Raw genomic sequence first — 25,000 nt, 5'->3', positions numbered from 1 at the left:
GTCTAATACTTGATTAGAGATAACTGATTGTAAAAAAGGAAAGAAGTAGTTTTATACTCGATATTTCTATTTAGTATTCTTCTAAAAATTGCTGTAATTGAATAGGGTGAAAGATATCTATCATTCTTTATTTTTCAGGAAATTAAAGAATCGTAGAATGAGAGATGATATAATATTTCTAAGTTATTTCCACTAAATGGTTATTGGACGTGACTTTATTTAAAAGCAGTTTTAGAAAAACACAAGTGAGGATCATGCATGTTAGAATTCAATGGAAAACACAATAATGGAAAAATACTACTTGATTATGTTGATACAAATGTCATTACACGATTAAAAACAATTTTGGATACTGAATGCTTTGCAAATTCAAACATTGTTGTCATGCCAGATTGTCATATATCTAGTGGAGGCGTCATGGTAGGTTTTACGATGACGTTGAATGATTTTATTATTCCTTCGATCGTCGGTGTAGATATTGGATGTGGAGTTAGTGCATACCATCTCGGGCGTATGAAATCAATAAAGAGTGAAAAACTTGATAAGTTCATCCGAAAAAATATCCCGATAGGTTCAAATATTCATGAGGAACCGGTGATTGAACCGGTAGAAATTGCAGAAGCGATTGAGAGACTTAATCTGAACTATATGTATGTAATGAATAGTATTGCAACGCTAGGTTCTGGAAATCATTTTATCGAAATTGATAAAGATGAGAATAATCATTTTTGGCTTGTAATCCATACAGGTTCAAGAAATTTCGGATTTGAAATTGCAAAACATCATATGAATGTCGCTAAAGAAAATATGAAACAATTATTCGGTGAAAATTACAAAGGATTCGAATATTTATCAAAACAGGAAGACAAGGATGCATATTTAAGAGATCTATCAATTGCTCAACATTTCGCTTCGTTAAATAGAGAAACAATTGCTAAAATCATCATTGAAAAATATTTTAAACTTGATTTTGATTCAATTAAAAAAATTGAATCGGTACATAATTATATCGACCTTCAAAACAATATTCTAAGAAAAGGCGCAATATCAGCTAGTGAGGGTGAAGAAATAATCATCCCGTTTAATATGGCATATGGATGTGTTGTAGGAAAAGGTAAAAGTTCAATTGAGTACAATTATTCAGCACCACACGGGGCAGGACGAATTATGAGTCGAACAGACGCTGCTTATAAAGTCGACTTAGATGTTTATCAAAAAGCAATGAAGGGCGTATATACAACCTCTGTTAACAAACATACAGTCGATGAATCACCAATGGTATATAAAAAGCCTAAATTAATATTAGAAAATATTACTGAACAGATTGAGATCGATTTCTACATGAAACCGGTTTATAATCTCAAAGCTGATAAATGACCTCTCTATTATGAGAGGTTATTTTAATTTATATTTTAAGTTCTTTCTCCTCATTATCAGTATAAAATTATATAAATCTACTTAATTTGACACCTATTCTTTTACAAAATGGGGGAATACTATGTTCAATAAGTTAAAACGGTTCTTAGTAGTACTTCTCATTTTTGTACTGTATCTTGGATTGTCGTTGTTAGTTGGAAATTTTCTTTGGAAATTAGTTGAGTCAATGATAAGTGGATAAAATATTAAAGGGATTTAGTACTTCTCCTTTGAATATAAGTCTCCTTCCTCAAGCGTGTGAAGGACTTTAGCCCAACGGTAGGTGGGAGATGAATTGCCTTTTGACGATCGAAAAACATATGGTTATATGTTGATCAGTAGCTATATAAGATTGAGTGGACAAATATGACATAGTGCGAAAACCAAGCCAGTCACCCTTCTACTCGTAAAATAACTAAGGTAACGAAAGAACCTCCATTCGTTGGACATCTACCGCAGGAACTGTGGGAAGTAACGCTCGTGGAGATGAAAGGTTGCTTTCGTCACGAAATCGAGAAGCCCCCACTTCAAGCGTTAGCTAAGTGGTGGGAGTGGTTCACTGACTTAATTCCAATCATTACTCAAATAGTTTACTAGTTTTGAACATAAATCCACATTTTTGTCGATATTTTTTATTGTGATTATTTCCAAGTAGGTCAATATGATTATTAGTAGAGGCATAAATTAAATGAAGTAGAAATTATATTTGTTGTGGTTATTATTAGGAGGTGCAAAATTGAAGATTGTTTTTTTTAGAAATCTTAATAAAATTGAAACATATGCTGCAAATAGAAAACAAATAAAGTTGAATCTTCCTAGTAAAGAAGAGGCTAGTGTTATATTTGGCCTAACAAGAAAGTTTGAATTTGATAATCGTTGTGCAAGACCACCACAAATCAGCGGTACTGTTGTAGCTTCTGTTACTTGTAATAGAGACAAGGATATTCGAATTTATTTCTATCCAATCTCCCAAACTATATATCCAGAGAAGGCGAAATCTCAATTTCATAATGATGTATTACCTAAACTTAAGAAATGGATTGATCATCAAGTATCAAAACCAGAAACTGCAGTTTTAGGGATTGAAGAATTTATAATCGAATGGAATGGAAAAAATCATATATTCCACCAAATTAAATTTTTATAAAACAGGTTTTAAAGACGGTAAAGTTTAATACCGTCTTTTTTTACTTTTTGTTACATATAATCTTTAAGTGAACTTAAATAACGTAATTAAATTAAGTTTTTTAAGTTTTTTTGTGGTAATCATTAAATTAATTATATATAATAGCTTTAGAATTCAATCTTAAGGGAATAGATAAAGGGGCTCTAAACGATGTATCAAGAACAAAGATTAGCTTTGATAATAAAGTATTTGGCTTCAAATAATGAGATTACTTTAGAAGAAATATGTAATATGCTTAGCGTTTCAAAGGATACAGCAAGAAGAGATCTCGTTAAACTTGAAGAACGCGGGGAAATTATCCGAATTAAAGGTGGAGCAACACTTCCAACTTCTAATCGAAATTTAACCGATTATAAAGAACGAAATGCCACTGAAGGCAAGGAGAAAATTGCGCAAAGAGCATCATTACTTATTCGCGAAACTAGTGACTTATTGATGGATACATCCTCAACTTGTGCTCTCATGTCAAAATTTATGTCAGGCAAACAAGTTAATGTGATTACAAATTCAATTGATATAGTAGATTTATTAGGTGAGTATGAAGAAATTCAAACCTTTATGCTACCAGGAAAATTTAATCGGAAAAATAGAAATTTAGTTGGCCCTAGGACAATTGAAACATTAAATGACTACAAAGTTGATCAGCTATTTCTTGGTGCTTGTGGAATTAGCGCAGACGGAATAACTTCACCTGATGAAGAGGAATCGTTTTTAAAGAAAAAAATGATCAGTTCTGCAAAACAAGTAGTTTTATTAGCAGATCATACAAAGTTTGAAAAAGTATTTCTGCACAAGGTAAGTGATATGAAGGGGATCGACATCATTATTACAGACAAAGATCCAGATGAAGAATTTAAAAGAAAAATAATCGAGTACAATATTCATTTAATTAGTTTAGAAGAAGAGGAAAGTGAGAGGGTCTCAGATGAAAAAAATTAAGGTTGGTTTAGTTGGATATGGTTTTTCAGGAGCTACGTTTCATGCACCATTTATTAGTGTTCTAGAAGAATTTGAATTAACAAAAGTTGTTAGTTCAAAAAAGGAAGATGTCCAAAGAGATTTAGGAGATGTAGAGGTAGTATGTAGTTTAGATGAAGTACTAAAAGATGAATTAATTGACTTAGTTGTCATTACTACGCCAAGTAGTATGCATTATGAAATGGCAAAACAAAGTTTAGAAGCTGGTAAACATGTCATTTTAGAAAAACCGATGGTCGTGGAAACATGGGAAGCAGAAGAGTTAATCAAGATTGCTGAAGAAAAGAATCGAGTACTAAGCGTTTATCATAATAGAAGATGGGATAATGACTTTTTAACTGTTAAAAAATTAATAAATGAAGGTGTATTAGGAGAAATCAATACATATCAAGTTCATTTTGACCGATATAGACCAGAAGTAAGAAATCGATGGAGAGAAAAGCAAGGTCCTGGTTCTGGTATGTTATATGATTTAGGTTCGCATTTAATTGATCAAGCTTTAAGTCTTTTTGGACAACCTCAATTCATCTCAGCGGATGTGTTTGCACAAAGAGAAAATGCAGAAACAGATGATTATTTCCATATCATTTTAGGATATAACAAACTACGTGTAATCTTACATTCTGGTTCCATCATCCCAAGTAACGGACCACGCTTTCAAGTTCATGGAAACAAAGGGAGCTTTATAAAGTATGGATTAGATGGACAAGAAGATGCACTTAAAGAAGGTAAAAAGCCTACTGTACAAACATGGGGAATGGATGAACCACAATTCTATGGAAAGCTCTATACCGTTGACGGAGAAAAAGAAATAGAAGAAACGATTGAAACAATTCCAGGTTCGTATACAACATATTACAAGAAAATTGCTGAAAGTATTCTAAATGGTTCCAATGCTCCCGTTACAGGTATAGAAGGGTTATCTGTTATTAAAATCATTGAAGCAGCACTGAAAAGTAGTAAAGAAAAGAAAGTGATCTATTTATAATTGGAGGTTGTATGGCAGAAATAACTATTCAACAAAAAATTGAAGTGGTAAGAAACCAAGAAGAAAAGCTAATCTTAAATAGTTTTTCAAATAAAGATGCTTTAGAAATTGGTTTATTAATTATTGAAGCAGCTAAAGAGTTGGATAAACCAGTTGCGATAAATATTTTAAAAAACGGTCAAAGTATTTTCCATTATGCAATGGATCATACATCACCAGACCAAGATCTATGGATCAAGAGAAAATCTAATATTGTTCTTCGTCATCATTGCAGCTCTTATTATATGAGACTTTACAATGAGATGAAAAATAGATCCTATAATGAATTTTACTCGGCCAGTCCTTCTGAGTTTGCTGCACATGGTGGGGCATTTCCTATTAAAATTGAAGGATCAGGCGTAATTGGCGTCATTACTGTTTCAGGCTTAGCACAAGAAGAAGATCACAATCTGATAGTGGTGGCATTAGGTAAATTCCTAAATAAAACGATTTAATTTAAAGGATTAGTTAATGAATAATGTTGTTATTTGATTTACTCGAACGGTTGTAAAAATAACTGGGAGCGAGTGAGTTTTAATAGTATTAGTGGATAAAATTTATCAAATCAAAGGCAGGTTAATTCAATTATCTGAAGGAAAATGGTAGATAAAAAGGGAATTGTTTGATATATCATATTACATAAAGGAGAGAAGGCTATGAGTAAATCATTTATTGAACAAGTACATTATATAAGAATTCCTGTAAATGATTTAGAACTTTCTGCTCAATGGTATAGAGATGTATTAGGGCTCCTGTTATTAAACAATACTGAGGAACTAGCGATTTTAAAAGTAAATGAAGGACCTTTCTTACTTATCTTAGTTCCTACAGTAGATGAAACCATTGCACATTTTTCAATTGATAATAAACAAGAATTTAGTATTGGCTTTACAAGTCCAGAATTAACTAAATTTCATCAACACTTAATTGATCATCAAGTTCAGGTCGAGGATATAAAAGTAGATAATGGTCACGCCTTTTTCCACTTTTATGACCCAAATGGTAATAAACTTCAAGTACACTGGTAAGTTTATATTAAATAAATTACCTTATTTCATTAACAGGTGATTTAGCGAAATAAGATCGGGAACGTCCAAATCAGACGTTCCCATATTTTTTGCCTGAAAAACAACAATACCATTTAACAACGCCAACTTCAAAGGATCGCAATTTCGGCTCCTTTTTTAAATGAGTCACGATCTACACTATTTGGTATGGTTTCAGTTCTTTGAAATAAAGGGATTCAATAACTTCACCTAGAATATTTAAAGAACAATTCGTATAAACCAATTTAATTATGAGTAAAAATCAATACATAAGGTGGATAGACAGTGAAAATTAGAGAAATCAAAGTAGAGGATGCAGAAAGTTTAGCAAAACTAATTTCAGAAGTTGAAAACCAGGCAGATTTCATGCTTTATGGAGCAGGGGAGAGGAATATAACAATTGAAAAACAACTTAAACAGTTAGAAGTGATTAGAAAATCCCCAAATTCTACAATATTTGTTGCGGAAGAAACTTCTGGCAAGTTAGTCGGTTTTGCGTTTGTAATTGGAAGTACCGCAAAAAGGAAAAAACATTCCGTCTATCTTGTCATTGGAATTTTAGAGGAATTTACAGGTAAGGGAATTGGGACAAAATTATTTCAAGCATTAGAAGAATGGGCAATTAATCATAGTATATTCAGATTAGAATTAACTGTTATAAAACAGAATGAAGCAGCAGTAGGTTTATATAAAAAAATGAGTTATCAAATCGAAGGAACAAAAATAAATTCCTTGATAATAGATGGTAAAAGCTTTGATGAATATATTATGGCTAAAATATTATAATGGATTGGCCTAAAAAATTTTGGGAATTTTTGGTGGAATTGCTGGATGGGCTTTGAATTATTTTTTTGAAAAATCAGTAAAAATCTATTAATAATTTTAAAATTACGTAAAGGATAATTTTAAAAAAACAGTGAAAACTTTTTCAAAAAATTACCATTTTCATTTTCCTTTCATAATTGTATGGGATTATAAATTGTATTTAAATTACATATGAAAGGGAATGATATTTTAATGTCAAATGCAAAAGAAGTTTTAAAGTCGTCAGTTAGTAAAATACCACAATTGACATTGTTATTTTGGATCATGAAGATTTCTGCAACAACCCTAGGAGAAACAGGTAGTGATTTAGTTACTGTACCTGGAACAGAAGATAATTATTTAACTCCTTTTCTGTTTTTCGTAGGTGTATTCGCTGTTTTTTTAACGATTCAATTGTTTGTAAAAAGATATGTATCAACCGTCTATTGGACTGTTATTCTATCTACTAGTCTTGCAGGTACAGCGTTTTCAGATTATATGGATCGTTCATTAAGGTTAGGTTATATGAAAGGCTCACTAATTCTAATAAGTTTACTTGCTATCATTTTTATTTTTTGGTATTTTACAGAGCCAACGTTAAACGTGAAAAATATTGCGACGAAAAGAGTAGAGGTTTTATATTGGGTTGCTATTCTTGTTTCTAATACATTAGGGACTGCAGCAGGTGATTTTTTATCTCATAAATCTGAAGGAGTAGGTACATTAGCAAGTGGAGGCAGTTACCTAGAACAAGGATTAGGACTAACTATTGCTCAAGGGGCAATGATTACAGGGGGTCTAATTTTATTAATTCTTTTAGCATACTGGTTTACAAATTTAAATAGAGTATTTTTATTTTGGCTAGCGTTCGTACTCACACGACCATTCGGAGCAACATTTGGAGATTTCCTCATTAAACCTCAAGAAAAAGGCGGGTTAGGATTAGAGAACGGTACACAAATCGCATCTGCTATTTTATTAGGTGTTCTTATAGTCTGTATCATCATCCAGTTTGTAACAAATAAATCAAAATTAAACAAATCGGAAATGAATGAATCTGATATTCAAGTTAGTTAATTTCATATAAGGTTTCTATAATAGGAGAGTGGGAGGTAAGTAAGATAACTAACTTCCCACTCTCCTATTTTATTAATATTTTATAAAAGGGTGTTTTCACATAGATTGTTGCTATTTTAACTATACGCTTAAAGGGTGCTAAGGTACTTGTTTGGGGGGTGCTTTTTCAATGATGGAACATGTTTATTGATTTTACTGATTTTTCGAAACAGGACCATATCGAGCTTTTCCTTTACTAATACATTATTTTATAAAAGCTACAAACTTTACGAAAACAGCCAAGAACAAAGATTATTCAAGCATTCTAAATATAAATATCCGACCTATTTCAAATTTGAAATAGGTTTATTTTTTTGTTTTCCTTTCTGCTAGAATGGTAAAAAAAATAGAAATGTACTATATCAATACAAATTTTCTATGAAAAATATAGTGCTTTTCAACTTGAAATGCACCTTAATCAAGAACAATTTCGAATAATAATGGGGGAAATGAAAAATGAAACGATTATAATAGAAATAAAGGTGGAAAAATTTGGTAATATAAAAGAGCATATAGCATGCTCAATTTTTAGTTCTTGCTCATCTTGCTCTGTTTTGAGCGTTTGGACTGACGTAATATTACTCCAGCAATGATTTATACACCTGAGAGTACATCTAAAATGATGTACACTTCTTTGGAGAAATAACCTAAACGATAGCTACCAGCAAGAATTAAAACTACAAAACCAAGGATTAAAACAATATTTCCTAAAAGTATGTTATTAATAATTTTAATTAAATTGCTCATCATGTCAACTATGGTAACTCAGAATGTATTTGCAAAAACAGGAGATGTAGTAGGAAGTTATGTGAAGGTGAATTCTGTGAGCCGAAATTCGGATGGAACGGTAAAAGTAAATTATACAGTCTTAAGAAGTATTGATTCGAGTGCGGGGGGGATATCAATTGGATACGAGTAGGATTCGATGTATAGACAAAGTGACACTCAAAAAGTAAATACTAAAAACAAAAAAGGTACATACTCACTTACAGTTCCAAAGCCAAAAGTAAACCTAATCGGTCGAGAAAACATCTATGTTTATTTAAGCGGTCGTTATCCAGATAAGAAATTTGCTAAAAGTGTATTTAATGTACCTACTTCAAAGAAAGTTTCTTATCATACGGTTACCAAAAAAGAAGCTGCATCAGCCTATATCGTTTGTGATGTTGGAGCAGATGTAGTGATTACTTTCGCTGCACCTGGAGGGAAAGTTGCAAAAGCTGTAGTGCTAGTTGTTTGGGAAGGGTATAAAAAAATATCAAACTTAAGAAGTGTAACGAATACAACAAAAGGATTTCCTAAAATGTATGCTGGACAATATTATAAAACAACAACATGGTATGAAGATTTCAAGTTAAAGACGAATACTAATGTTTAGACAAATAAAGAATTGTACACGAAGGATGTAAAACCGATTTTTGACGGAACGACTAATTACAATTTTTAATATTACAAAGAACGTGTGGTTAAATCATGGTAATCTAAAGAACGAAAAAAGGGGGATAATTCACTAGTAAGTTAAGACCTTATATACAATTAAGTCTTTTTTATTTTAAACAACAATTAATTTGAAAAGAGACTTATAAAAAAAGCTGCTAAAGCAGCTTTTTAAGAGTTGTTCCAGTAAAAATAAAGATTAAGTTATTTAATCTCTTTTAAATCTAGCCATTCAGAATATGTCAAAATGTTTAGTTCATATTTTTTACTTACGACATAACCGACAATCGTTTTAAACTTTTCTGGATCAAAATTCATTTGAGCATTATCAGCTTTTTTTTCAAATCGATGGTTAGTAAATACAATTGATTGTTTCGTCTTAATTGCTAAGTCAATTTGATCTTTAACCCATGAAATGTCGGTACTAGGAAGTAAATTAATCGTACGAACTTCATATTTTTTGATATTGTTTGTTTGTATTCCATCCTTTATGGTACGAGCACTTCGATAATGTTCGTCCTGCAAGGTTTTCAAAGTATCTTGATTAAAAGACCCATATGGATAAACAGCGATATTACTTGCTCTTGTAAAACAGTGTTGATCAAGCCATTCCCGTGCATCGTTTAATTCATTCTTTTGCTCTTGTTTATTTAAACTTGCTAAATGTCGATGGGTATTTGTATGATTCATCAAATCCCAACCAGAACGATATAAAGTATTTAATTGACGTAATGACATGTATCCTTTAGTACCTATTTTCGATGGAATAACAGCAATACTTCCTTTAATTTCATTATCTTTTAAGATTTGAAAACCTTTCGTAAATTGCGTTTCCCATCCGTCATCCATTGTAAAAATAATGTTAGCTTTATTTTGGTTTTTTTGAATTTCTTTTGGTGTTTGCACTTTACTTTGCAAATTTTTACAATTAGTAGTTTGCAGCAAATTATTTTGTGGTTTTGGTTGTGACAAATAAGATGCACTACTTTTCATAAATGGATATGCTATCAAAAATGATGAAATTAGAACAGCATATACGATAACAAGTTTTTTATCCAACGTTCTTCATTCCTTTATCCTTTTCTAATTCATAAATTCTCCCAGATCGTGAAACTTTGTTCCAATCATTACGGTTTATAAAATAGGAAATAGTTCCATATAGTACAAAAAATAATGTTACAAAACGATAGACAAATAAGTCTAAAATAATTGTAACCATCAATCTGATCATTTCTTTGCCTTTAAATTTAACGCCATAATAATTGGCCAAATACATAGCAAATAGACTATAAATAAAATTTAAAGATACAACACCAATCAGATAGAATAATAGTAGATTTTGAGCATGTCCTATATTTGTAAACAACATATAGCCAAAATTAAAAAGCGTAAAATAAATAGCAACTGTACCTAAAATAAAAGAATCGATTAACATAAAGAAAGAAACAGTGCGAAATAAAAAGGTCTTTATAAGCATTGGAAAATAATAAATGACACAATCAATAAATGCCTTTTGCCAACGAATCCTTTGTTTAAATAAATCCTTCCAGGTTTCTGGACACTCTGTATAACATACAGCATTGGGGACAAAAACCATTCTTTTTCCAGGATTTTTTAAAATGTATTGTTGAAATTTTAATGTAATGTCGATATCTTCTCCTAAAGTCTTTCTATATCCACCAACTTTAAATAAAATTTCTCTATTAAAAACTCCGAATGCTCCGGAAATAACAGAGAGTGCATCGAATTTCGCAAGAGAAACTCTATTAATATAGAATCCTTTTATGAATTCAAAAATTTGAAATCGAATGACATGATTTATTTTTAAAGTACGATCGATATTATTTTGATTAAATTGAACACCTTGAAGGGGGTGCACCATTCCACCTGCTGCTAATACATCAGGATCTTGGAAAACTTCATTCAGGGCATCCAATGCGTCGTTTGCAAGAATACTATCTGCATCTAAAGTTACGACTAATTCATTTTTAGAGTATTCGATTCCAGCGTTTAAGGCGTCATGTTTTCCACCATTTACTTTGTCTATTACGTATACATTAGGGTAAATAGTCGATTTATAGAAGTTTTTGATTTTATTACGCTTTAACTGATTTGATATTTTTCGCTCTTCCGGTGTTAGACGAAGAAGTTTATGTAAAATTTTCATGGTTTCATCTTGAGAGCCATCGTTAATATAAATCACTTCTTTTGCTGAGTAATCTAATCTATTAATACCTTTAATAGCTGTTTCGATAATGCTTTCTTCGTTAAAGCATGGTATGAGTATGCTAATGCTTTTATTAGATCGTACTATGTTTTGTTTTCGTTTCTTACGATTTAAAAAAATTGGAAGTGCATTAATCATATGTAAGATTGGGAAGAAGGTACATAAAAATAGGGTGAGTATTGTAACAAATTGCATAATTAAATCTCCTTAAAACTTGTATGTTACGTCATTTATAAAATGTGAATATGAAAGCTCATAATCAATCAGTCATAACTAAATTAGATTTCTACTTCGATTATTTTAACGAGATTTTGGTTTGATTAATATGTTATTTTTTGAACAATTTATTTCAAAATGAATACTAACAATACAAATATTAAAATGTTTTTGAAATTCGTTGTAATTTCACGTACCGTATTTTATTTTTAATAATATAAAGTTAATTGGTGAGATAGAAAAAGAAGTGCAAAGTACTAAAGATATTGCTTAAAAAATGCATTAAAATATAGAGGAGATTATTAATTTTGAGGTGAAATTGTTTGTATTTTCTTGAAGTGTAATGACAAAAAACATATATCATTTAGAAAAACAATGGCCTAATCTATACTCATTGTTGTGATCAATGGATTAAAGGAGAATTGGTTGTAAAAAATATTCATGAAGTTGATAAAGATAAATAAAAAACAAAACAGCCGAAAACTTAATAAGTTTCAGCTGTTTTGTTATACGTTTGAATTAAATTATTATCGAACAAATAATCCTACAATCGTTCCAGTTAAAACTGAACCTAGTGTAGCAACTAATAATACTTTTAAACCAAATTTAGCAAAAAGCTCCGATTGTTTTTTATCAATTGCAGCAATCGCTCCATATATAATACCAATTGATGAAAAGTTAGCAAATGATACTAAGAATGAAGACACGATCGCAACCGTTTTTGTTGTTAAATTAGGAATGATTTTTTGGAAATCAAGCATTGCAACAAACTCATTTGCAGCAACTTTTGTACCCATAATTGAACCTGATCGTACTAATTCATCTGTTGGGATACCCATGATGAAAGCAACAGGTGCAAAAACATATCCTAAAATTTCAGTAAATGTCATTCCGATAATCGAATTGAATACGAAATTAATCATTGCAAGTAAACCAATGTAAGTTATTAACATTGCACCTACAATTAAGGCAACTTTACCACCATCAAGTGCACCATTACCGATGGCTTCAAATAATGACTTTTCTTTAATCATTTCTTTGACATTAATATCTTCATCTTGTTCTGATGTAACAGGACATGCCATTGATGAAAGAATTAAACCAGAGAACACGTTGATTGGCAGTGCAACTAGTACATATTCTGGGGGAATCATTTGCATATATGCTCCTAAAATCGAACATGATACCGCTACTAACGAAGATGTAACGACAACAAATAATCGGTTCGGTGTTAGTTTATGTAATTCAGTTTTAACAGAAAGAATTGCTGTTGTATCACCGAATACCATACTATTTACAGCAACGAATGACTCAATCTTTGGTAATCCTGTAATTTTTGCAACTGCACCACCGATATATTTAATTGCTAACGGTAGTATTCTTGTGTAAGTCAAAATTGATAATAATGAAGATACGAATATGATCATCATTAAAACATTAATCCAAAAATAACCCTTTGTCGATAAATCGCCGAATACAAATGCGATACCTTCGTTACCAAAAGATAAAACTTTATTAAAGAAAGAGACGATCTTTTGTAAAGCTGTTCTTCCAATTGAGGTTTTTAGCATAAACCAAGCTAAAATCAATTGAACCACTAACATAATTGCAACAGCTTTATAGTTAATGTGCTTTTTATCATTAGACATTAGCCAACAAATAATAAGTATCAAGATAATGCCAATGATTGCGATAATATATGACATTTATTTTCCTCCAAACTACAAAATCGTAAAAAAATTTCTAATTTGCAATTTTATTGTTTCCAATCAATATAAAAATATCATTAAATAATGTAAGGTGTTTTTTTATATAAATAGCTGAACTAATTTCATCCCTCCCCACACACCTATAATTCCACAAATTGCTGAAAATACAGGTGGTGCCGGAATTGGTAATTTAATGAGAGTAAATACAACTCCAACAATTAAACCTGCGATTAAGCTCATAATTATTTCATGCATATTTACTAACTCCTTTTTGTACAACACTTTTTTGTATGTCGATTGATACATAAATTACTGATGAACAATCTCCTCTGTTAATAGGGTATTATCCCCAAAAATCCTAGCTAATACAAAGTACTCCACTAAAGAAAAACTTTTTTTGTAAATCAAATGGCTGGTAGGTAAAAAGAATATTTTTAAAGAATATATTTGTAAAGAAAATTTTAATCTTGATCACTTAGAATATTTTCAAGTTGAAAGGGGCTTATGAATGAAACAATCACTCTTGCAAGAAATTCATGATTTTACTTTATATGGTGAACATGCAGATCATTTTGAATACTTAGCAAGCGGAAAAGATGGAGATGTTTATACTAGAGATAATTATGTAATAAAAGTATTTAAGGAAGATGGCAAAAGTCGAGATGACGGAATGAAACTTCACCTTCTAAAGCGGAGTATATACTATCCTAAAGTCCATGCATATACGAATGATTTTATGGTAAGTGATCGAATATTTGGTGAAACTTTTTATCAATTAGATGGACACAGTAAAAATTTACGTAAACAATATGAAACAGAGATTAATCAAGCGATCTTTGATGCTCAAAATGCAGGTTTAAATGCATTCGACTTACATAATCATAATTTAATGTTATCAAATGATGGAGAAGTTCGAATTGTTGACGTCGGTCGATTTTCTCTTGAAGGAGAAACTCTCCAGCTAGGCTTTTTTAAATCTTTATTTGGAAGTTCCCATCGACGTAACCGAAAACATAAAAGACGTCATGATCACTCATCCTCAAGGCATCATTACAGACACTCCTCATCGTCCGTACGCCACCATCGTAGACATTCAAGTTCATATAGCTCTTATTCTTCCTAAATAAAAATCCACCTTTCTTAGCAAAGATGGATTTTTTTCTCAATTGCATAAGTTAGAATGGAATGGAAAAACTAACCAATATTATTAATTGTATTATTGGAGGGCAAAATGTATAAATCAATCGTACCGTTTATGCTTTTAATCTTTCTTGGTTTTTCCTTCGATCATTTCATGGTGGCAGAGGCTAGTGTATTTACGAAAGAAATGTTAAAAAAAGAAATCGAGAATTACGGAGAAAAAGCAACTAACAAAATCCCGGCATCCTATAGTAAAGAAGATGCGCTAAAAAATGGAGATATATTAATAATAGGAAGAACTACTAACCATAATGAACGAATTCAAAAATTTATTAATAACGTAAAAAATAAGAAGCCTGACTTTATTCGATTTGTAGAATTTACTTCAAAAGGTGATCCAGTCATTACAGAATATCAATATAATGGAAAATTAATTTATTATCGATTTGATAGTTCAAGGGATCGAACAGACCGATATCGAAAAGGTACATTTGCGATGAGTAAATTTGTTACTGGACCAAAAGTATTAGAAGACTATTGCCAAAAGCTAGTCGTAAATTCAAATACGTCATATTTAACAAATTGTTATCATTTTGATAAGGTGGAATTTTAATCTTTAAAAACGTCGGTTAAAAAATCGGCGTTTTTTGTATTTTAGTTAAATAAGAGTGGAAAAATTTCACTCACCGTAATTTATGTGCAAAACAAATTTAGAACTTAAAAATTCAATATTCTTAATAAAACTTAATGAACAGCTATTCAAATATAAAATTTCACGTACCGAAATATATTCCTAAAAATATTTCTTTTAACGATAAGATGGACAAAAAGTTCCAAACTAAACTATAATTTCTACATATAACGAATAAAACTACTACTAAAATCTGGAAATAAAAATGATTGCCCAAAGGAGTAAATAAAATGACAGAAAATATAGTTCAAAATAAAAAAACTGAGTTAATAAAATACATACCTCCAAAAGGAGAATTTACAAAATTTTTGTCTGATGAGGATTATTTAGAAAAAGGACGATCTTGGGGTTTATTTAATAAAAATCCAAAACATGATTTTTTATTCAAAGGGCAAGACTTTCAAGTAAATGTAAAGCTTGTTGGTTATGAAACTTATGGAGTTACGGATGAGTATCATACAATTATTATTGAATTTGAAGATGGCAATTTAACATGTATTCATCCTGCTTATTTAAAAGAAATGCAATCTCCAAGCTTTAAGAAAGTATACACTGTTGGTGAAAGTGATACGAAGAACAGTGAAGAGAAGAAAACAGAATCAGAAACAAAGTCGAAAGAAAGTAATTCTAAAGCTACTACAAAGAAAAAAGTAGAAAAGAAAGAGGAAGTTTCAATTACTTTACCAACTGATAAATCACATTTTAACGGCACTGTTAAAGAATTTAGTACAAAATATAATCATTTCAATGATAGCGAAGAAGAAATCGTAATTTGGGAAAACATAGCTGTCAAAGGAGATCAGGATTTAATAATTGGAAATGCTTGGTGTTCGTTGAGTAAAACTTTAAAAGCAGCTGAATTAGAGGTAGGTAAATCTTATCAATTTGATGGAAAAGTAGTAGATAAGAAATTAAACAAAGAAGTTAAATATAAACTAAATAACCCTTCAAAGGTAGCTGAGATTTAAACCGAGAATAGAAGTTTCAAATTAATTTATATCGGATCAAGCTAATTCAAAAAAAGCTAACTAGTTCAGTTAGCTTTTTTGTATTGCAATATAAAACAGTCAATAAGGAAAAGCGAGCATCCTATAATGGAAAGACATCACTCTACTCCTTATACGAAAATTTGAAAATTAATTGAAAAGATTGTTTTTCAAAAGCATGATAAATAGTTAACTAAAACAGTTAGCTTCTTTATTTCTAAAAATCCTTCTATAATTATCAAAACTAAGTAAATGGTTACATGTTTTTGATCTTTTAGACAAATAATTAAAACACAATAACTATAAAAAAGGTAAAGTTAATAAGAGTATAATCCTGAAAATTAGTAACTTAAGTCTTGAATTACTACTTTTTACTTATGATAAAAAGAAGTTTAGTATCTTAATACACTTATTTAAGGGGGCGTATTTGTTGAGAAGAAGTAAAATTGTTATTTCATTTCTTACTTTTGCTTTAGCAGGTTCTTTATTTTCAAATACAGCACTTGCAAAAGAGGATAAAGTTAATACTTATGAAAAGATTGATCTTGTAGGTCTTGGAGATTCCATAACATTTGGATTTAATTTAGGTACTACGAATAGTATACCATCAGATTATGCGTTCCCTTTTCTTATTGGTGAAAACGCAAACCTTGAAGTTCGTGATTTAGGCGTTCCAGGTTGGACGACAGCTAATCTTTTACAAGCAATAAAATATGATACCAATTTCAGACAATCAATAAAACATGCAGACTATATTACTTTGGATATAGGTAATAATGATTTGTTACATACTTTGAAAAAAAGTAATCATTTAGAACAACTTCCTGGAAAAATTACTTCAATGATGCCGAAATTAACAGGGAATTTAAATAAAATAATTAAGGAAATTCGTGAACTTAGCGATGCTCCGATTGTTTTGTACAATATCTATAATCCATTTCAAGTAAATAATCAACCGATGCATAAACTATCAAATCAATTATTATCATTCATCATTAATCCTAAAATTGCTAGCATTGCACGTAAATACAAAAATGTAAAAATAGCTGATGCTTTTTCTGCGTTTGATGAAAAACAAGCAACGTATGTAAGACAGGGTGATATACATCCAACAATAGATGGACAAACTGTACTAGCTAATATCGGAAGGAATGCGCTTGGTATAAAAAAGTAATAATTTTGTATTAAGTTTTTTTAATTTAACTTAATTATAGTTATCGATTAACCATAGATTGTGGTTAATCTTTTTTTGTTGTTTTATTTCTTATGTTAATTAATTTTGAATGGAGACATAACACATTCATCATAGAACTATATATTAATATTTACTAAAAATGCCGCTTGGATTTTGATTTTATATTTAGGAGTGATCTAATGGAAAGTATCCATGAGATACTAAATGAGATTACATCAGCTAAAGAGGGTGATGTACTAGCTACAATTATTCATGTAGAAGGCTCAGCGTACCGGAAAGAAGGAACTTCCATGTTATTTAAGGGGAATGGGAAAGAGGTTGGCTTACTAAGTGCCGGTTGCCTTGAAGCAGATTTGTCATATCGAGTTCAAGAAACAAGAGAACGAAAAACACCTCAAACTGTTATTTATGACATGAGTGCAGAAGACGATTTAACATGGGGCAATGGAGCAGGGTGTAACGGAATTATTACTGTACTTTTGGAGCCAATTGATGAAATTATGTTTAATTTACTAACTAAATTAAAAACATTCCTATTAAATGGTACGAGTGTATCGATAATGAAAATTTTGTCGGATGATAGTAATGACGTTGAAACTTTATTCTTAGTAGATGAAAACACCTTTTTTGGAAATTGTAATGAAGGAAAATTAGATCAGATTAAAAGTGTACTTAATGAATTACATTATACTAATCAAAAAAGTGGGTTACGAAAGATTGAACCGCTTGAAACTAATCCGTATTTACATACTTTTCATCCAAAGCCTCGATTATTCGTGTTTGGTGCAGGTAAGGATGCGATTCCTTTAGTAAAACTTGCATCTTTAGCAGGATTCTTTGTAACTATAACCGATTGGCGTGCGGACCTATGTTCTAACGAATACTTTCCAGACGCAGAACAAATCCTAGTGGGCTTTCCGAGTGAAATCATACCAAGACTTAAATTGACTGCTTCTGATTCTGCTATCATCATTACCCATCAATTCCAAAAAGACAAAGAAATATTAAATCATATTTTAAATAGTAAACTTAAGTATTTAGGAGTTCTTGGTGGGAAAAAACGAATCCAACGACTTTTGGAAGGTAAAAAAATAGATACAGAAATAAATAGTCCAGCTGGCCTACAAATTGGAGCTGAGGGCCCAGAAGAGATTGCAATCAGTATTGTTAGTGAATTAATTCAGCGACAAAGAATAAAGAAGATATCTAAGCATGAAGAATAGTAGAATCATTGCAATTTTACTTGCTGCAGGTAATAGTAAAAGAATGGGGCAGAATAAAATTTCACTTCCTTTAGGTAATTGTACAATTGGAAGTTTCGGTTTACGGAAATTTATCAATTCTAATATTGACCATGTTTTTGTCGTAACAAAAGAAGATGATTCACTAAATTGGATTAGCAAAGATCTTTTTCAAAAACCTTATAAAGATTCATGGACACATGTTCCATGTACAAATGCTAACAAGGGACAATCATATTCATTAAAATGTGGTTTAACTCATGCCCTAAAAACAAAGCCTTTAGGGGTCATGATCCTTCTCGCAGATCAACCTTTTTTATCGATCCAAACGATTAATGAATTACATCAAACTTATTTAAAGCGTATTAGTGACAAATTAACAATTCCTTATTTAGCAGCAAGCTTTCAAGGTGTTCCTAGACCCCCAATCATCCTATCGCCAAATATGATACCTGACTTATACATGTTACATGGAGATGAAGGGGCAAGAGCAATTATTCGGAATCATACTAAATTAGAAGGTTTGTTAGTTGAATTTGAGAATAAGTGGGATTTTTTCGATATCGATACAAAAGAAGCGTATGATGTAGCGAAAGGAATTGAGCTTAATGGTGATTAATCAAGGACATGCAAACTTTCATTATCCTGCTGTATGGATTCCAGATACACTTGAAAAAGCATACAAATTAAAACAGGAATTCCTTAATGACTCATGCATAATCGCAGGTGGAACTCTTTTACAAACTTATTGGGAAAAGGGAGTACAGTATCCTAAAAATCTAATAAGTATTGAAAACGTAAAAGAATTGCAGGAGTATAAGTTGATGAAAAATAATCGTCAAACCTTTATCCTAATTGGAGCATTAACCACTTTAGATTGTTGTAGGAGTAAACCAATTTTCCTTGAAAATGTCCCAATATTAGTTGAAGCCATTCGCAATATTGCATCTCCAGCTATTCGAAATAGAGCAACAATTGGGGGAAATATTGCAAATGGTAATGGTGATGTCATTCCTGCATTATTAGTACTTGATGCGAGTCTTATATTATATGATGGACATCATATGCGAGAAATAAAGTTAACAGAATGTATAAAAGATGAGAAATATCTATCAAATTCCATTCTCGTGAACGTTAAAATACCTGTACAAACAAAGAAAGCTAGTGAAAATTATTTCTATAAAAAAATAGGATTAAGAGAGAGTTTTTGTCAAAGTATTGTGAGTATATCTGGTTATTTCAAAATTGGCAAAAAAAAGGTGATTGAACAAGTTTACCTAGCTGTTAGTGGTAGCTCTTTTTCACCTCAGAGGCTAGTAGACACCGAAGAGATGATTAAAAAGTTATACCTACCATCTTATCAATTAAAGGAAATAGCTCAAGCAATCAAAAAGGAATTCGAACCTCCTTCTGACCATTTTACATCCTCAAACTATAAACAGGAGATTACAACTAATATTATTGTTAACGAGATTACTAAAATAGTTAGTAAATAAGAGGTGAACAATGAGTGAAAATTTGATTCCAACAGAAAAAGAAAGAAGAGTTCGTCCGGATGGTTTAAGAAAGGTGAACGGTGAAATGAAATATCTAACAGACCTTTCCTTCCCAAACATGTTATATGGAAAAGTATTAAGAAGCACTGAGCCGCATGCAGAGATTTTATCTATATCAATTGATGAAGCTGAAAAACTTTCGGGGGTTAAAGCGATTGTTACTTATAAGGATATCCCTGGTTTAAATGGTTTTGGTTTAATATTCCCTGACCAACCCGTTTTTTGTAAAGATCGAGTAAGATATGTCGGTGATGCAATTGCTGCTATTGCCGCTGATACAGAAGAAATTGCTGAACAAGCATTGAAATTGATTAAAGTCCAATATAGAAAGCTACCTGTTATTGATAGCCCTGAAATGGCTCTCCGCAAAGACGCTCCTAAATTACATGAACAAGGAAATATTTTACATCAAGCTAAATATCAAAAAGGTAATGTTTACCAAGGCTTTCGTAAATGTAGTACGATTGTAGAAGAAACATATGAATTACCTAGACAAATGCATGCCTATATGGAAACAGAAGGAGGAATCATAGTTCCTGAAACATGTGGGAATCTAACAGTATATGTTGGAACACAGCATGGTTTTAAAGATCGTTTTCAATTGTCCAGAATCCTAAATATGCCAGAAGAAAATATTCGAATTATCTCCAGCCCAATGGGTGGTTCATTTGGAGGGAAAGATGAGCTAAATATTCAACCATATGGAGCATTGTTAGCATTAAAAACTAAATGTCCAGTCAAAATTCACCAAAGTAGAAGTGAATCTGTTAAGTCTGGCATAAAGCGTCATCCAATGAAAATTACAATGAAAACGGGTGTAAATGTAAATGGGGAAATTGTGGCACATAAAGTAAAAATTATTGCCGATACAGGTGCATACGCAACATTAGGTCCCGCTGTTTTAGATTTTGCTATCGAGCATGCTCCTGGACCATATATTATCCCTAATATCGAAATTGAAGGATTTTCAGTATTTACAAATAATGGAGTTGCTGGTGAATTTAGAGGATTTGGCGGAAATCAAATAACGTTTGCTCTTGAGGGACAAATAGACCGAATTGCTGAAAAACTAAAAATGGATCCAATTGAATTTCGTTTTAAAAATTTAAGAAAAAAAACTGATTTAGGGCCATTAGGTCAAAAGATTGTACCAACAAATGGTGCTTATGATGTATTAAATCAAATATCTAAAAGACTTATACAAAATAATCATAATGAAAAAGATCTTTGTCAGCATTGGAAGTTATATGGAAAAGGAATTGCCCTTACAATGCATGGTGGGGGACTTGGATATGAAAGAATAGATCCAGCTGGAGGTCGGATATCGTTTACGAGAAAAGGTAAAATTGAAGCGGCATTTGGATTTGAAGAATGTGGTCAAGGTTTACTCGCTGTTATCCAAACATTATTAATTGAAGAATTTAATTGTACAATCCAAGATATTAATATTATTATAGGCGACACTGAACTAGTGCCAATTAGTGGTTCTTCAACAGCTTCTAGAGCTACAAGCATGGTGTGGCATTCTCTAAAAAGAATGAAAGATTCATTTAACAATCAGATTCTTGTTTTAGCCCAAAAAGCTACTAGAATACCTATGAATATTCTTAAAATGGGACCGAATGGCATTTGGTTGAAAGGTAAAGGTAGAGAAGATAAATTTATTATGTCTTATAAAGAACTTGCTCAAAAAATGCCTCAAAAGCAAGAAATAATCGTTCAAACTTCTTTTGATTTTCCAACAAGTCCTGATGCATCTGTCGGAGGTAGTCACTATCTTTATTCGTTCTCAACTGTTTTGGCACAAATTGAGATTGACATCCTTACAGGTAAAATTAAGATACTTGATCTAGACCAGGTAGTTGCTGCTGGACCAGTTGTTAATCCTTTAGGGTATAAAGGACAAATAGAAGGTGGAGGTGTAATGGCTTTAGGGTATACATTGATGGAAGATTCGTTAATGGAAAATGGAGTTTATGTTTCTGATAACTTTGATACGTATCTAATACCAACAATTTGTGATGTACCTTGTAAATTAAATGTAGAACCAATTGAAAAACTTGATGAAGAAGATTCATTTGGACCTAGAGGAGTTGGGGAAATCGGAACAGTTGCTGTTGCTCCTGCAATTGCTAGGGCAATTTTTGATGCAACAGGTTGTTGGATCAATAAATTACCAATTTCACCAGAATATTTATTGAAATTAATAACTTCAAGGAGATCAGATAATGGGTATGAATAAATATGATCAAGATCAACCTATTCATTTGCTTGAACTTAATTTAAAAATAAATAATATGGAAAAACAACTATATGTTGCTCCAACAACGCGTCTTATTGACATTTTACGAGAACAGTTAAAAATGACAGGAACAAAAATTTCTTGTGAAATTGGTCGATGTGGTGCGTGTGCTGTCCATATGGATCATAAACTAGTTAATTCATGTTTAATGATGGCTTATCAAGTAAATAATACTTCAATTTGTACAATTGAAGGGATAGCAGATGTAGAACTCCATCCTATACAGAAAGCTTTCTTAGAAGAAGGAGGGTATCAGTGTGGATACTGTACTCCGGGTATGATTATGGCTGTAAAAGCACTCATCGACACAAATTCAAATCCAACAGAGGATGAAATCAAAGAAGCATTATCGGGTAATCTATGTAGGTGTACTGGATATACAGGAATTATACGCTCGGTCCAAAAAGCAATTGCAATGATAAATAAGATTTAATTATTTAAGTATAAATAACACTAATTTTAAATTTTGTCCTTCTATATTTCCCCTATAGTAAATAGTGGAAATATGAGGGGATTTTTTGCGTTTAGAGATAATTTTTAATTTTCTTTATGGTGCAATTCCTTCGAATATAATAATCAATCTGGTGATTAATAATAAAACAGATAAACTGTCCTTGTTTTGTTTGTTTATTTCCTTTATATATTTTGATGAAATCAATTTGTTAATTGTTTTTATTAACTGATTAGTAAGACTGGAATTCATTTCCGAAAATCAGAAATATGATATTCTAAAATACACTGGGTAGGTTAGATTTTTAGTCATCAAAAAAGGAAGGAGTATGATGACTTTGGTTTCAAATAGTAATTTACCATTAAATGAAGAAAACCAATTATTAATCATGTTGACTTACATGAAGTTTTTAATAACATGGCCGAAGGATGTTACTATTTAAATTCGAAAATGCTAAGAGAAATAACGCAACGATTGATTTTACAACTAGTGAAAATGGTACGAATTTTAATATTAGATTTAATAGATGAATTCTTTTAGTTAGAAATAATTTTTTTATTAAAGCTTTGTCTAAATATAAATTTAGTGCTATGTAATCACTTATAAGTTGATAGAAGTAATGATAAATTCTTATATAATATGGGTAAAATAAATAAGAGTTTGGTGTTGGTAACACGAAACTTAAGCACAACACCCGTATTGATATGGCTGACAAATACGTCCTTGGGGAAGGACAGTTACTTCTTTTTAGCTGTAATATATTGATGATGGCAACGATAAAGCGAATTAGCGCAATCGTTGCCATTACACTATATAGCAACTTATTGTTTCAGTCTCCATCTGATCATACATTGTGAGTTTTGTCACAAAAAATACATAAGATAGAGAATTTACTCTAACCTTAATTTGCTAAATTTAACTTGTGAAAGTCATAACAAACAAAAAGGTGGTAATCTTATGATTTTTGTGATCGGATTTTGTACAATGCTTTTATTTTATCTAGTCGCAATCACAACTTTAGTTATTTTAACATGTAAACAAGGACCACAAGATTGTATAATGGAAGACATCACAAAATTAGCACATAAGTAAATTTTTTAAGTAATTATAAAGTTCATTAAAAGGGGTGCCAAAAAATTCGGTAAACTGAAATTTGGCACCCCTTTTCTATTGATTAACAGGAACTTATAAAGTTACAATTAATACATAAATAAAAGTTTATTAAGACTAACAAAGTCTAACATAATTCATACTTTAATTAGAAGAACTTCCATTTGGCTAACAGACAAAAGGAGTGTGCAAGATGGAACGGAAAAAAATAAATAAGCTTATAATTTGGATGTTAATTTTGTCGCCGGTTTTATTCTTCCTAATACCGATATTAATCGGTTTAATATTAACGCATCCATTTAGACGAAAAACAGAACAAACGCCTGAAGATTACAATTTGCAATTTGAAGAGGTTGAATTTAAGAGTAATCTTGATCAAGTTGTGCTAAGAGGATGGTGGATACCATCAAAACATTCAACAACTAAAACTGTCATAACTGCACACGGGTACACAGATGAACGAAGTCAAAAAAAGATTAATGGTCTTCGAATAGTGCAATCAATCCATGAAAAAGAGTATAATGTATTGATGTTTGACTTCCGTAATAGTGGAAAATCAGGTGGACGAACAACAGGAATTGGATATTATGAACAGCATGATTTATCGTCGGCAGTGGAATATGTGATTAACCAACGAAATCAACAAGAAATTGTTTTGCTTGGATGGAGTATGGGTGGGGCGACTTGTTTACTGGTTGGTAGTCTTCATCCGCAAATTAAAGGAGTTATTGCAGATAGCCCATTTCATGATTTACAAACTTATTTGGAAGCTAATTTAAGCGTTTGGTCAAAATTACCTAAAAAACCGTTTACTTCAATCATTTTACGTTCGATGAAACATTTATTAAAGATCGACCCAAAAGAAGTATCTCCAGTTATATCAGTTCAAAAAGGAAATTCTACAAATTATTTATTAATTCATGGAAAGAATGATTTGAAAGTACCATTCAGTAGTAGTGAAATGATTTATGAACAAATTCCTAATGAAAACGAAAAAACATTATGGCTTACAGAACATGGACATATTACAACATTTATAGAAGAACCGGAACCATATACGAAGAAAGTAATTGATTTTATTGAAAAGACGTTTTCAAATGCAAATTAAATAACTAATTAGATTTTGTGAAACAGATGAACCTTAAAGAGCGGTTTATCTGTTTTTT

At 31.2% G+C, this 25,000-nt stretch carries 25 protein-coding genes; 20 read left to right on the top strand and 5 right to left on the bottom strand.

All coding sequences use genetic code 11. From position 1 onward, the window contains the following. Window positions 1–258 precede the first annotated feature (258 nt). The 8 genes from V5E38_RS09705 (at window position 259) to V5E38_RS09670 (ending at window position 7,534) form a co-directional block, all read left to right on the top strand. The gene (locus V5E38_RS09705; protein WP_499213120.1) at window positions 259–1,377 is read left to right on the top strand and encodes an RtcB family protein; all 1,119 of its coding nucleotides are present in this window, start codon (window positions 259–261) and stop codon (window positions 1,375–1,377) included. Window positions 1,378–2,152: 775 nt separating this feature from the next. Beyond that, window positions 2,153–2,563: a hypothetical protein gene (locus tag V5E38_RS09700; RefSeq protein WP_097977039.1), complete on the top strand. Its 411-nt coding sequence runs from the start codon at window positions 2,153–2,155 to the stop codon at window positions 2,561–2,563. A 189-nt stretch (window positions 2,564–2,752) separates the two neighbouring features. Further along, window positions 2,753–3,541: a DeoR/GlpR family DNA-binding transcription regulator gene (locus V5E38_RS09695; RefSeq protein WP_499213119.1), complete on the top strand. Its 789-nt coding sequence runs from the start codon at window positions 2,753–2,755 to the stop codon at window positions 3,539–3,541. After that, a complete protein-coding gene (locus V5E38_RS09690; protein WP_499213118.1) occupies window positions 3,528–4,568 on the top strand; it encodes an oxidoreductase in 1,041 nt (346 codons plus the stop codon). Before V5E38_RS09695 ends, V5E38_RS09690 begins: the two co-directional genes overlap by 14 nt. Before the next feature lie 11 nt (window positions 4,569–4,579). Continuing rightward, window positions 4,580–5,062, top strand: coding sequence for a heme-degrading domain-containing protein (locus V5E38_RS09685; RefSeq protein WP_499213117.1), 483 nt, complete (start codon window positions 4,580–4,582; stop codon window positions 5,060–5,062). A gap of 201 nt (window positions 5,063–5,263) precedes the next feature. After that, on the top strand, window positions 5,264–5,635 hold the full coding sequence (locus V5E38_RS09680) for a VOC family protein (RefSeq protein ID WP_499213116.1): 372 nt from the start codon (window positions 5,264–5,266) through the stop codon (window positions 5,633–5,635). A gap of 303 nt (window positions 5,636–5,938) precedes the next feature. Then, window positions 5,939–6,439 carry a GNAT family N-acetyltransferase gene (locus tag V5E38_RS09675; RefSeq protein ID WP_499213115.1) on the top strand — a complete coding sequence of 167 codons (501 nt, stop codon included), beginning with the start codon at window positions 5,939–5,941 and terminating at the stop codon, window positions 6,437–6,439. Window positions 6,440–6,670: 231 nt separating this feature from the next. Further along, a complete protein-coding gene (locus V5E38_RS09670; protein WP_499213114.1) occupies window positions 6,671–7,534 on the top strand; it encodes a COG4705 family protein in 864 nt (287 codons plus the stop codon). Between the two features lie 633 nt (window positions 7,535–8,167). On the opposite strand, the gene V5E38_RS09665 is transcribed toward V5E38_RS09670, so the two are convergent. Next, entirely contained in the window at window positions 8,168–8,320 is a 153-nt protein-coding gene (locus V5E38_RS09665) for a hypothetical protein (protein WP_499213113.1), read from the bottom strand. Between the two features lie 178 nt (window positions 8,321–8,498). On the opposite strand from V5E38_RS09665, the gene V5E38_RS09660 reads away from it, so the two are divergent. After that, window positions 8,499–8,951 carry a hypothetical protein gene (locus tag V5E38_RS09660; protein ID WP_499213112.1) on the top strand — a complete coding sequence of 151 codons (453 nt, stop codon included), beginning with the start codon at window positions 8,499–8,501 and terminating at the stop codon, window positions 8,949–8,951. Window positions 8,952–9,214: 263 nt separating this feature from the next. Here the strand turns inward: V5E38_RS09660 and V5E38_RS09655 are convergent, their stop codons facing one another. The 4 genes from V5E38_RS09655 to V5E38_RS09640 form a co-directional block, all read right to left on the bottom strand. Beyond that, on the bottom strand, window positions 9,215–10,069 hold the full coding sequence (locus V5E38_RS09655) for a polysaccharide deacetylase family protein (RefSeq protein ID WP_499213111.1): 855 nt from the start codon (window positions 10,067–10,069) through the stop codon (window positions 9,215–9,217). Next, the gene (locus V5E38_RS09650) at window positions 10,062–11,432 is read right to left on the bottom strand and encodes a glycosyltransferase family 2 protein (RefSeq protein ID WP_499213110.1); all 1,371 of its coding nucleotides are present in this window, start codon (window positions 11,430–11,432) and stop codon (window positions 10,062–10,064) included. Before V5E38_RS09650 ends, V5E38_RS09655 begins: the two co-directional genes overlap by 8 nt. A gap of 548 nt (window positions 11,433–11,980) precedes the next feature. Continuing rightward, window positions 11,981–13,159, bottom strand: a complete 1,179-nt coding sequence (locus V5E38_RS09645) for a NupC/NupG family nucleoside CNT transporter (protein WP_499213109.1) — start codon at window positions 13,157–13,159, stop codon at window positions 11,981–11,983. A gap of 102 nt (window positions 13,160–13,261) precedes the next feature. Further along, window positions 13,262–13,417 carry a XapX domain-containing protein gene (locus V5E38_RS09640; RefSeq protein ID WP_025671048.1) on the bottom strand — a complete coding sequence of 52 codons (156 nt, stop codon included), beginning with the start codon at window positions 13,415–13,417 and terminating at the stop codon, window positions 13,262–13,264. 253 nt (window positions 13,418–13,670) lie between these two features. On the opposite strand from V5E38_RS09640, the gene V5E38_RS09635 reads away from it, so the two are divergent. The 11 genes from V5E38_RS09635 (at window position 13,671) to V5E38_RS09585 (ending at window position 24,942) form a co-directional block, all read left to right on the top strand. Then, window positions 13,671–14,285, top strand: coding sequence for a hypothetical protein (locus V5E38_RS09635; RefSeq protein ID WP_499213108.1), 615 nt, complete (start codon window positions 13,671–13,673; stop codon window positions 14,283–14,285). Window positions 14,286–14,393: 108 nt separating this feature from the next. Next, the gene (locus tag V5E38_RS09630) at window positions 14,394–14,915 is read left to right on the top strand and encodes a DUF4362 domain-containing protein (RefSeq protein WP_499213107.1); all 522 of its coding nucleotides are present in this window, start codon (window positions 14,394–14,396) and stop codon (window positions 14,913–14,915) included. A 308-nt stretch (window positions 14,916–15,223) separates the two neighbouring features. Further along, on the top strand, window positions 15,224–15,961 hold the full coding sequence (locus V5E38_RS09625; RefSeq protein WP_499213106.1) for a hypothetical protein: 738 nt from the start codon (window positions 15,224–15,226) through the stop codon (window positions 15,959–15,961). A gap of 448 nt (window positions 15,962–16,409) precedes the next feature. Next, complete coding sequence (locus tag V5E38_RS09620; RefSeq protein WP_499213105.1) at window positions 16,410–17,153, top strand: SGNH/GDSL hydrolase family protein; 744 nt, start codon at window positions 16,410–16,412, stop codon at window positions 17,151–17,153. A 200-nt stretch (window positions 17,154–17,353) separates the two neighbouring features. Next, window positions 17,354–18,397, top strand: a complete 1,044-nt coding sequence (locus V5E38_RS09615; protein ID WP_499213104.1) for an XdhC family protein — start codon at window positions 17,354–17,356, stop codon at window positions 18,395–18,397. Further along, on the top strand, window positions 18,387–19,034 hold the full coding sequence (locus tag V5E38_RS09610; RefSeq protein ID WP_499213103.1) for a glycosyltransferase family protein: 648 nt from the start codon (window positions 18,387–18,389) through the stop codon (window positions 19,032–19,034). The genes V5E38_RS09615 and V5E38_RS09610 overlap by 11 nt, the downstream gene beginning before the upstream one ends. Next, on the top strand, window positions 19,024–19,911 hold the full coding sequence (locus V5E38_RS09605; protein WP_499213102.1) for an FAD binding domain-containing protein: 888 nt from the start codon (window positions 19,024–19,026) through the stop codon (window positions 19,909–19,911). Before V5E38_RS09610 ends, V5E38_RS09605 begins: the two co-directional genes overlap by 11 nt. Window positions 19,912–19,921: 10 nt before the next feature. Further along, window positions 19,922–22,213: a xanthine dehydrogenase subunit D gene (gene pucD, locus V5E38_RS09600; RefSeq protein ID WP_499213101.1), complete on the top strand. Its 2,292-nt coding sequence runs from the start codon at window positions 19,922–19,924 to the stop codon at window positions 22,211–22,213. Continuing rightward, window positions 22,206–22,706 (top strand): (2Fe-2S)-binding protein, encoded by a 501-nt coding sequence (locus V5E38_RS09595; RefSeq protein WP_499213557.1) that lies wholly within the window; start codon window positions 22,206–22,208, stop codon window positions 22,704–22,706. The genes pucD and V5E38_RS09595 overlap by 8 nt, the downstream gene beginning before the upstream one ends. 975 nt (window positions 22,707–23,681) lie before the next feature. Next, complete coding sequence (locus V5E38_RS09590; protein ID WP_499213100.1) at window positions 23,682–23,816, top strand: hypothetical protein; 135 nt, start codon at window positions 23,682–23,684, stop codon at window positions 23,814–23,816. A 211-nt stretch (window positions 23,817–24,027) separates the two neighbouring features. Beyond that, window positions 24,028–24,942: an alpha/beta hydrolase gene (locus V5E38_RS09585; RefSeq protein ID WP_499213099.1), complete on the top strand. Its 915-nt coding sequence runs from the start codon at window positions 24,028–24,030 to the stop codon at window positions 24,940–24,942. The last annotated feature ends 58 nt before the right edge of the window (window positions 24,943–25,000 follow it).

The sequence above is a fragment of the Rossellomorea sp. GAMAL-10_SWC genome (assembly GCF_049568075.1).
In the GTDB taxonomy this organism is placed as follows: Bacteria; Bacillota; Bacilli; order Bacillales; family Bacillaceae_G; genus Gottfriedia.
This window is presented reverse-complemented; position numbering and strand designations above follow the sequence as displayed.

Excerpts from the sequence above, each read along its gene's own strand:
- V5E38_RS09705 (WP_499213120.1), top strand. The coding sequence starts at position 259 with ATGTTAGAATTCAATGGAAAACACAATAATGGAAAAATACTACTTGAT.
- V5E38_RS09695 (WP_499213119.1), top strand. The coding sequence starts at position 2,753 with ATGTATCAAGAACAAAGATTAGCTTTGATAATAAAGTATTTGGCTTCA.
- V5E38_RS09690 (WP_499213118.1), top strand. The coding sequence starts at position 3,528 with ATGAAAAAAATTAAGGTTGGTTTAGTTGGATATGGTTTTTCAGGAGCT.
- V5E38_RS09685 (WP_499213117.1), top strand. The coding sequence starts at position 4,580 with ATGGCAGAAATAACTATTCAACAAAAAATTGAAGTGGTAAGAAACCAA.
- V5E38_RS09680 (WP_499213116.1), top strand. The coding sequence starts at position 5,264 with ATGAGTAAATCATTTATTGAACAAGTACATTATATAAGAATTCCTGTA.
- V5E38_RS09670 (WP_499213114.1), top strand. The coding sequence starts at position 6,671 with ATGTCAAATGCAAAAGAAGTTTTAAAGTCGTCAGTTAGTAAAATACCA.
- V5E38_RS09665 (WP_499213113.1), bottom strand. The coding sequence starts at position 8,320 with ATGAGCAATTTAATTAAAATTATTAATAACATACTTTTAGGAAATATT.
- V5E38_RS09660 (WP_499213112.1), top strand. The coding sequence starts at position 8,499 with ATGTATAGACAAAGTGACACTCAAAAAGTAAATACTAAAAACAAAAAA.
- V5E38_RS09650 (WP_499213110.1), bottom strand. The coding sequence starts at position 11,432 with ATGCAATTTGTTACAATACTCACCCTATTTTTATGTACCTTCTTCCCA.
- V5E38_RS09645 (WP_499213109.1), bottom strand. The coding sequence starts at position 13,159 with ATGTCATATATTATCGCAATCATTGGCATTATCTTGATACTTATTATT.
- V5E38_RS09640 (WP_025671048.1), bottom strand. The coding sequence starts at position 13,417 with ATGCATGAAATAATTATGAGCTTAATCGCAGGTTTAATTGTTGGAGTT.
- V5E38_RS09635 (WP_499213108.1), top strand. The coding sequence starts at position 13,671 with ATGAAACAATCACTCTTGCAAGAAATTCATGATTTTACTTTATATGGT.
- V5E38_RS09630 (WP_499213107.1), top strand. The coding sequence starts at position 14,394 with ATGTATAAATCAATCGTACCGTTTATGCTTTTAATCTTTCTTGGTTTT.
- V5E38_RS09625 (WP_499213106.1), top strand. The coding sequence starts at position 15,224 with ATGACAGAAAATATAGTTCAAAATAAAAAAACTGAGTTAATAAAATAC.
- V5E38_RS09615 (WP_499213104.1), top strand. The coding sequence starts at position 17,354 with ATGGAAAGTATCCATGAGATACTAAATGAGATTACATCAGCTAAAGAG.
- V5E38_RS09610 (WP_499213103.1), top strand. The coding sequence starts at position 18,387 with ATGAAGAATAGTAGAATCATTGCAATTTTACTTGCTGCAGGTAATAGT.
- V5E38_RS09605 (WP_499213102.1), top strand. The coding sequence starts at position 19,024 with ATGGTGATTAATCAAGGACATGCAAACTTTCATTATCCTGCTGTATGG.
- pucD (WP_499213101.1), top strand. The coding sequence starts at position 19,922 with ATGAGTGAAAATTTGATTCCAACAGAAAAAGAAAGAAGAGTTCGTCCG.
- V5E38_RS09595 (WP_499213557.1), top strand. The coding sequence starts at position 22,206 with ATGAATAAATATGATCAAGATCAACCTATTCATTTGCTTGAACTTAAT.
- V5E38_RS09590 (WP_499213100.1), top strand. The coding sequence starts at position 23,682 with ATGATTTTTGTGATCGGATTTTGTACAATGCTTTTATTTTATCTAGTC.
- V5E38_RS09585 (WP_499213099.1), top strand. The coding sequence starts at position 24,028 with ATGGAACGGAAAAAAATAAATAAGCTTATAATTTGGATGTTAATTTTG.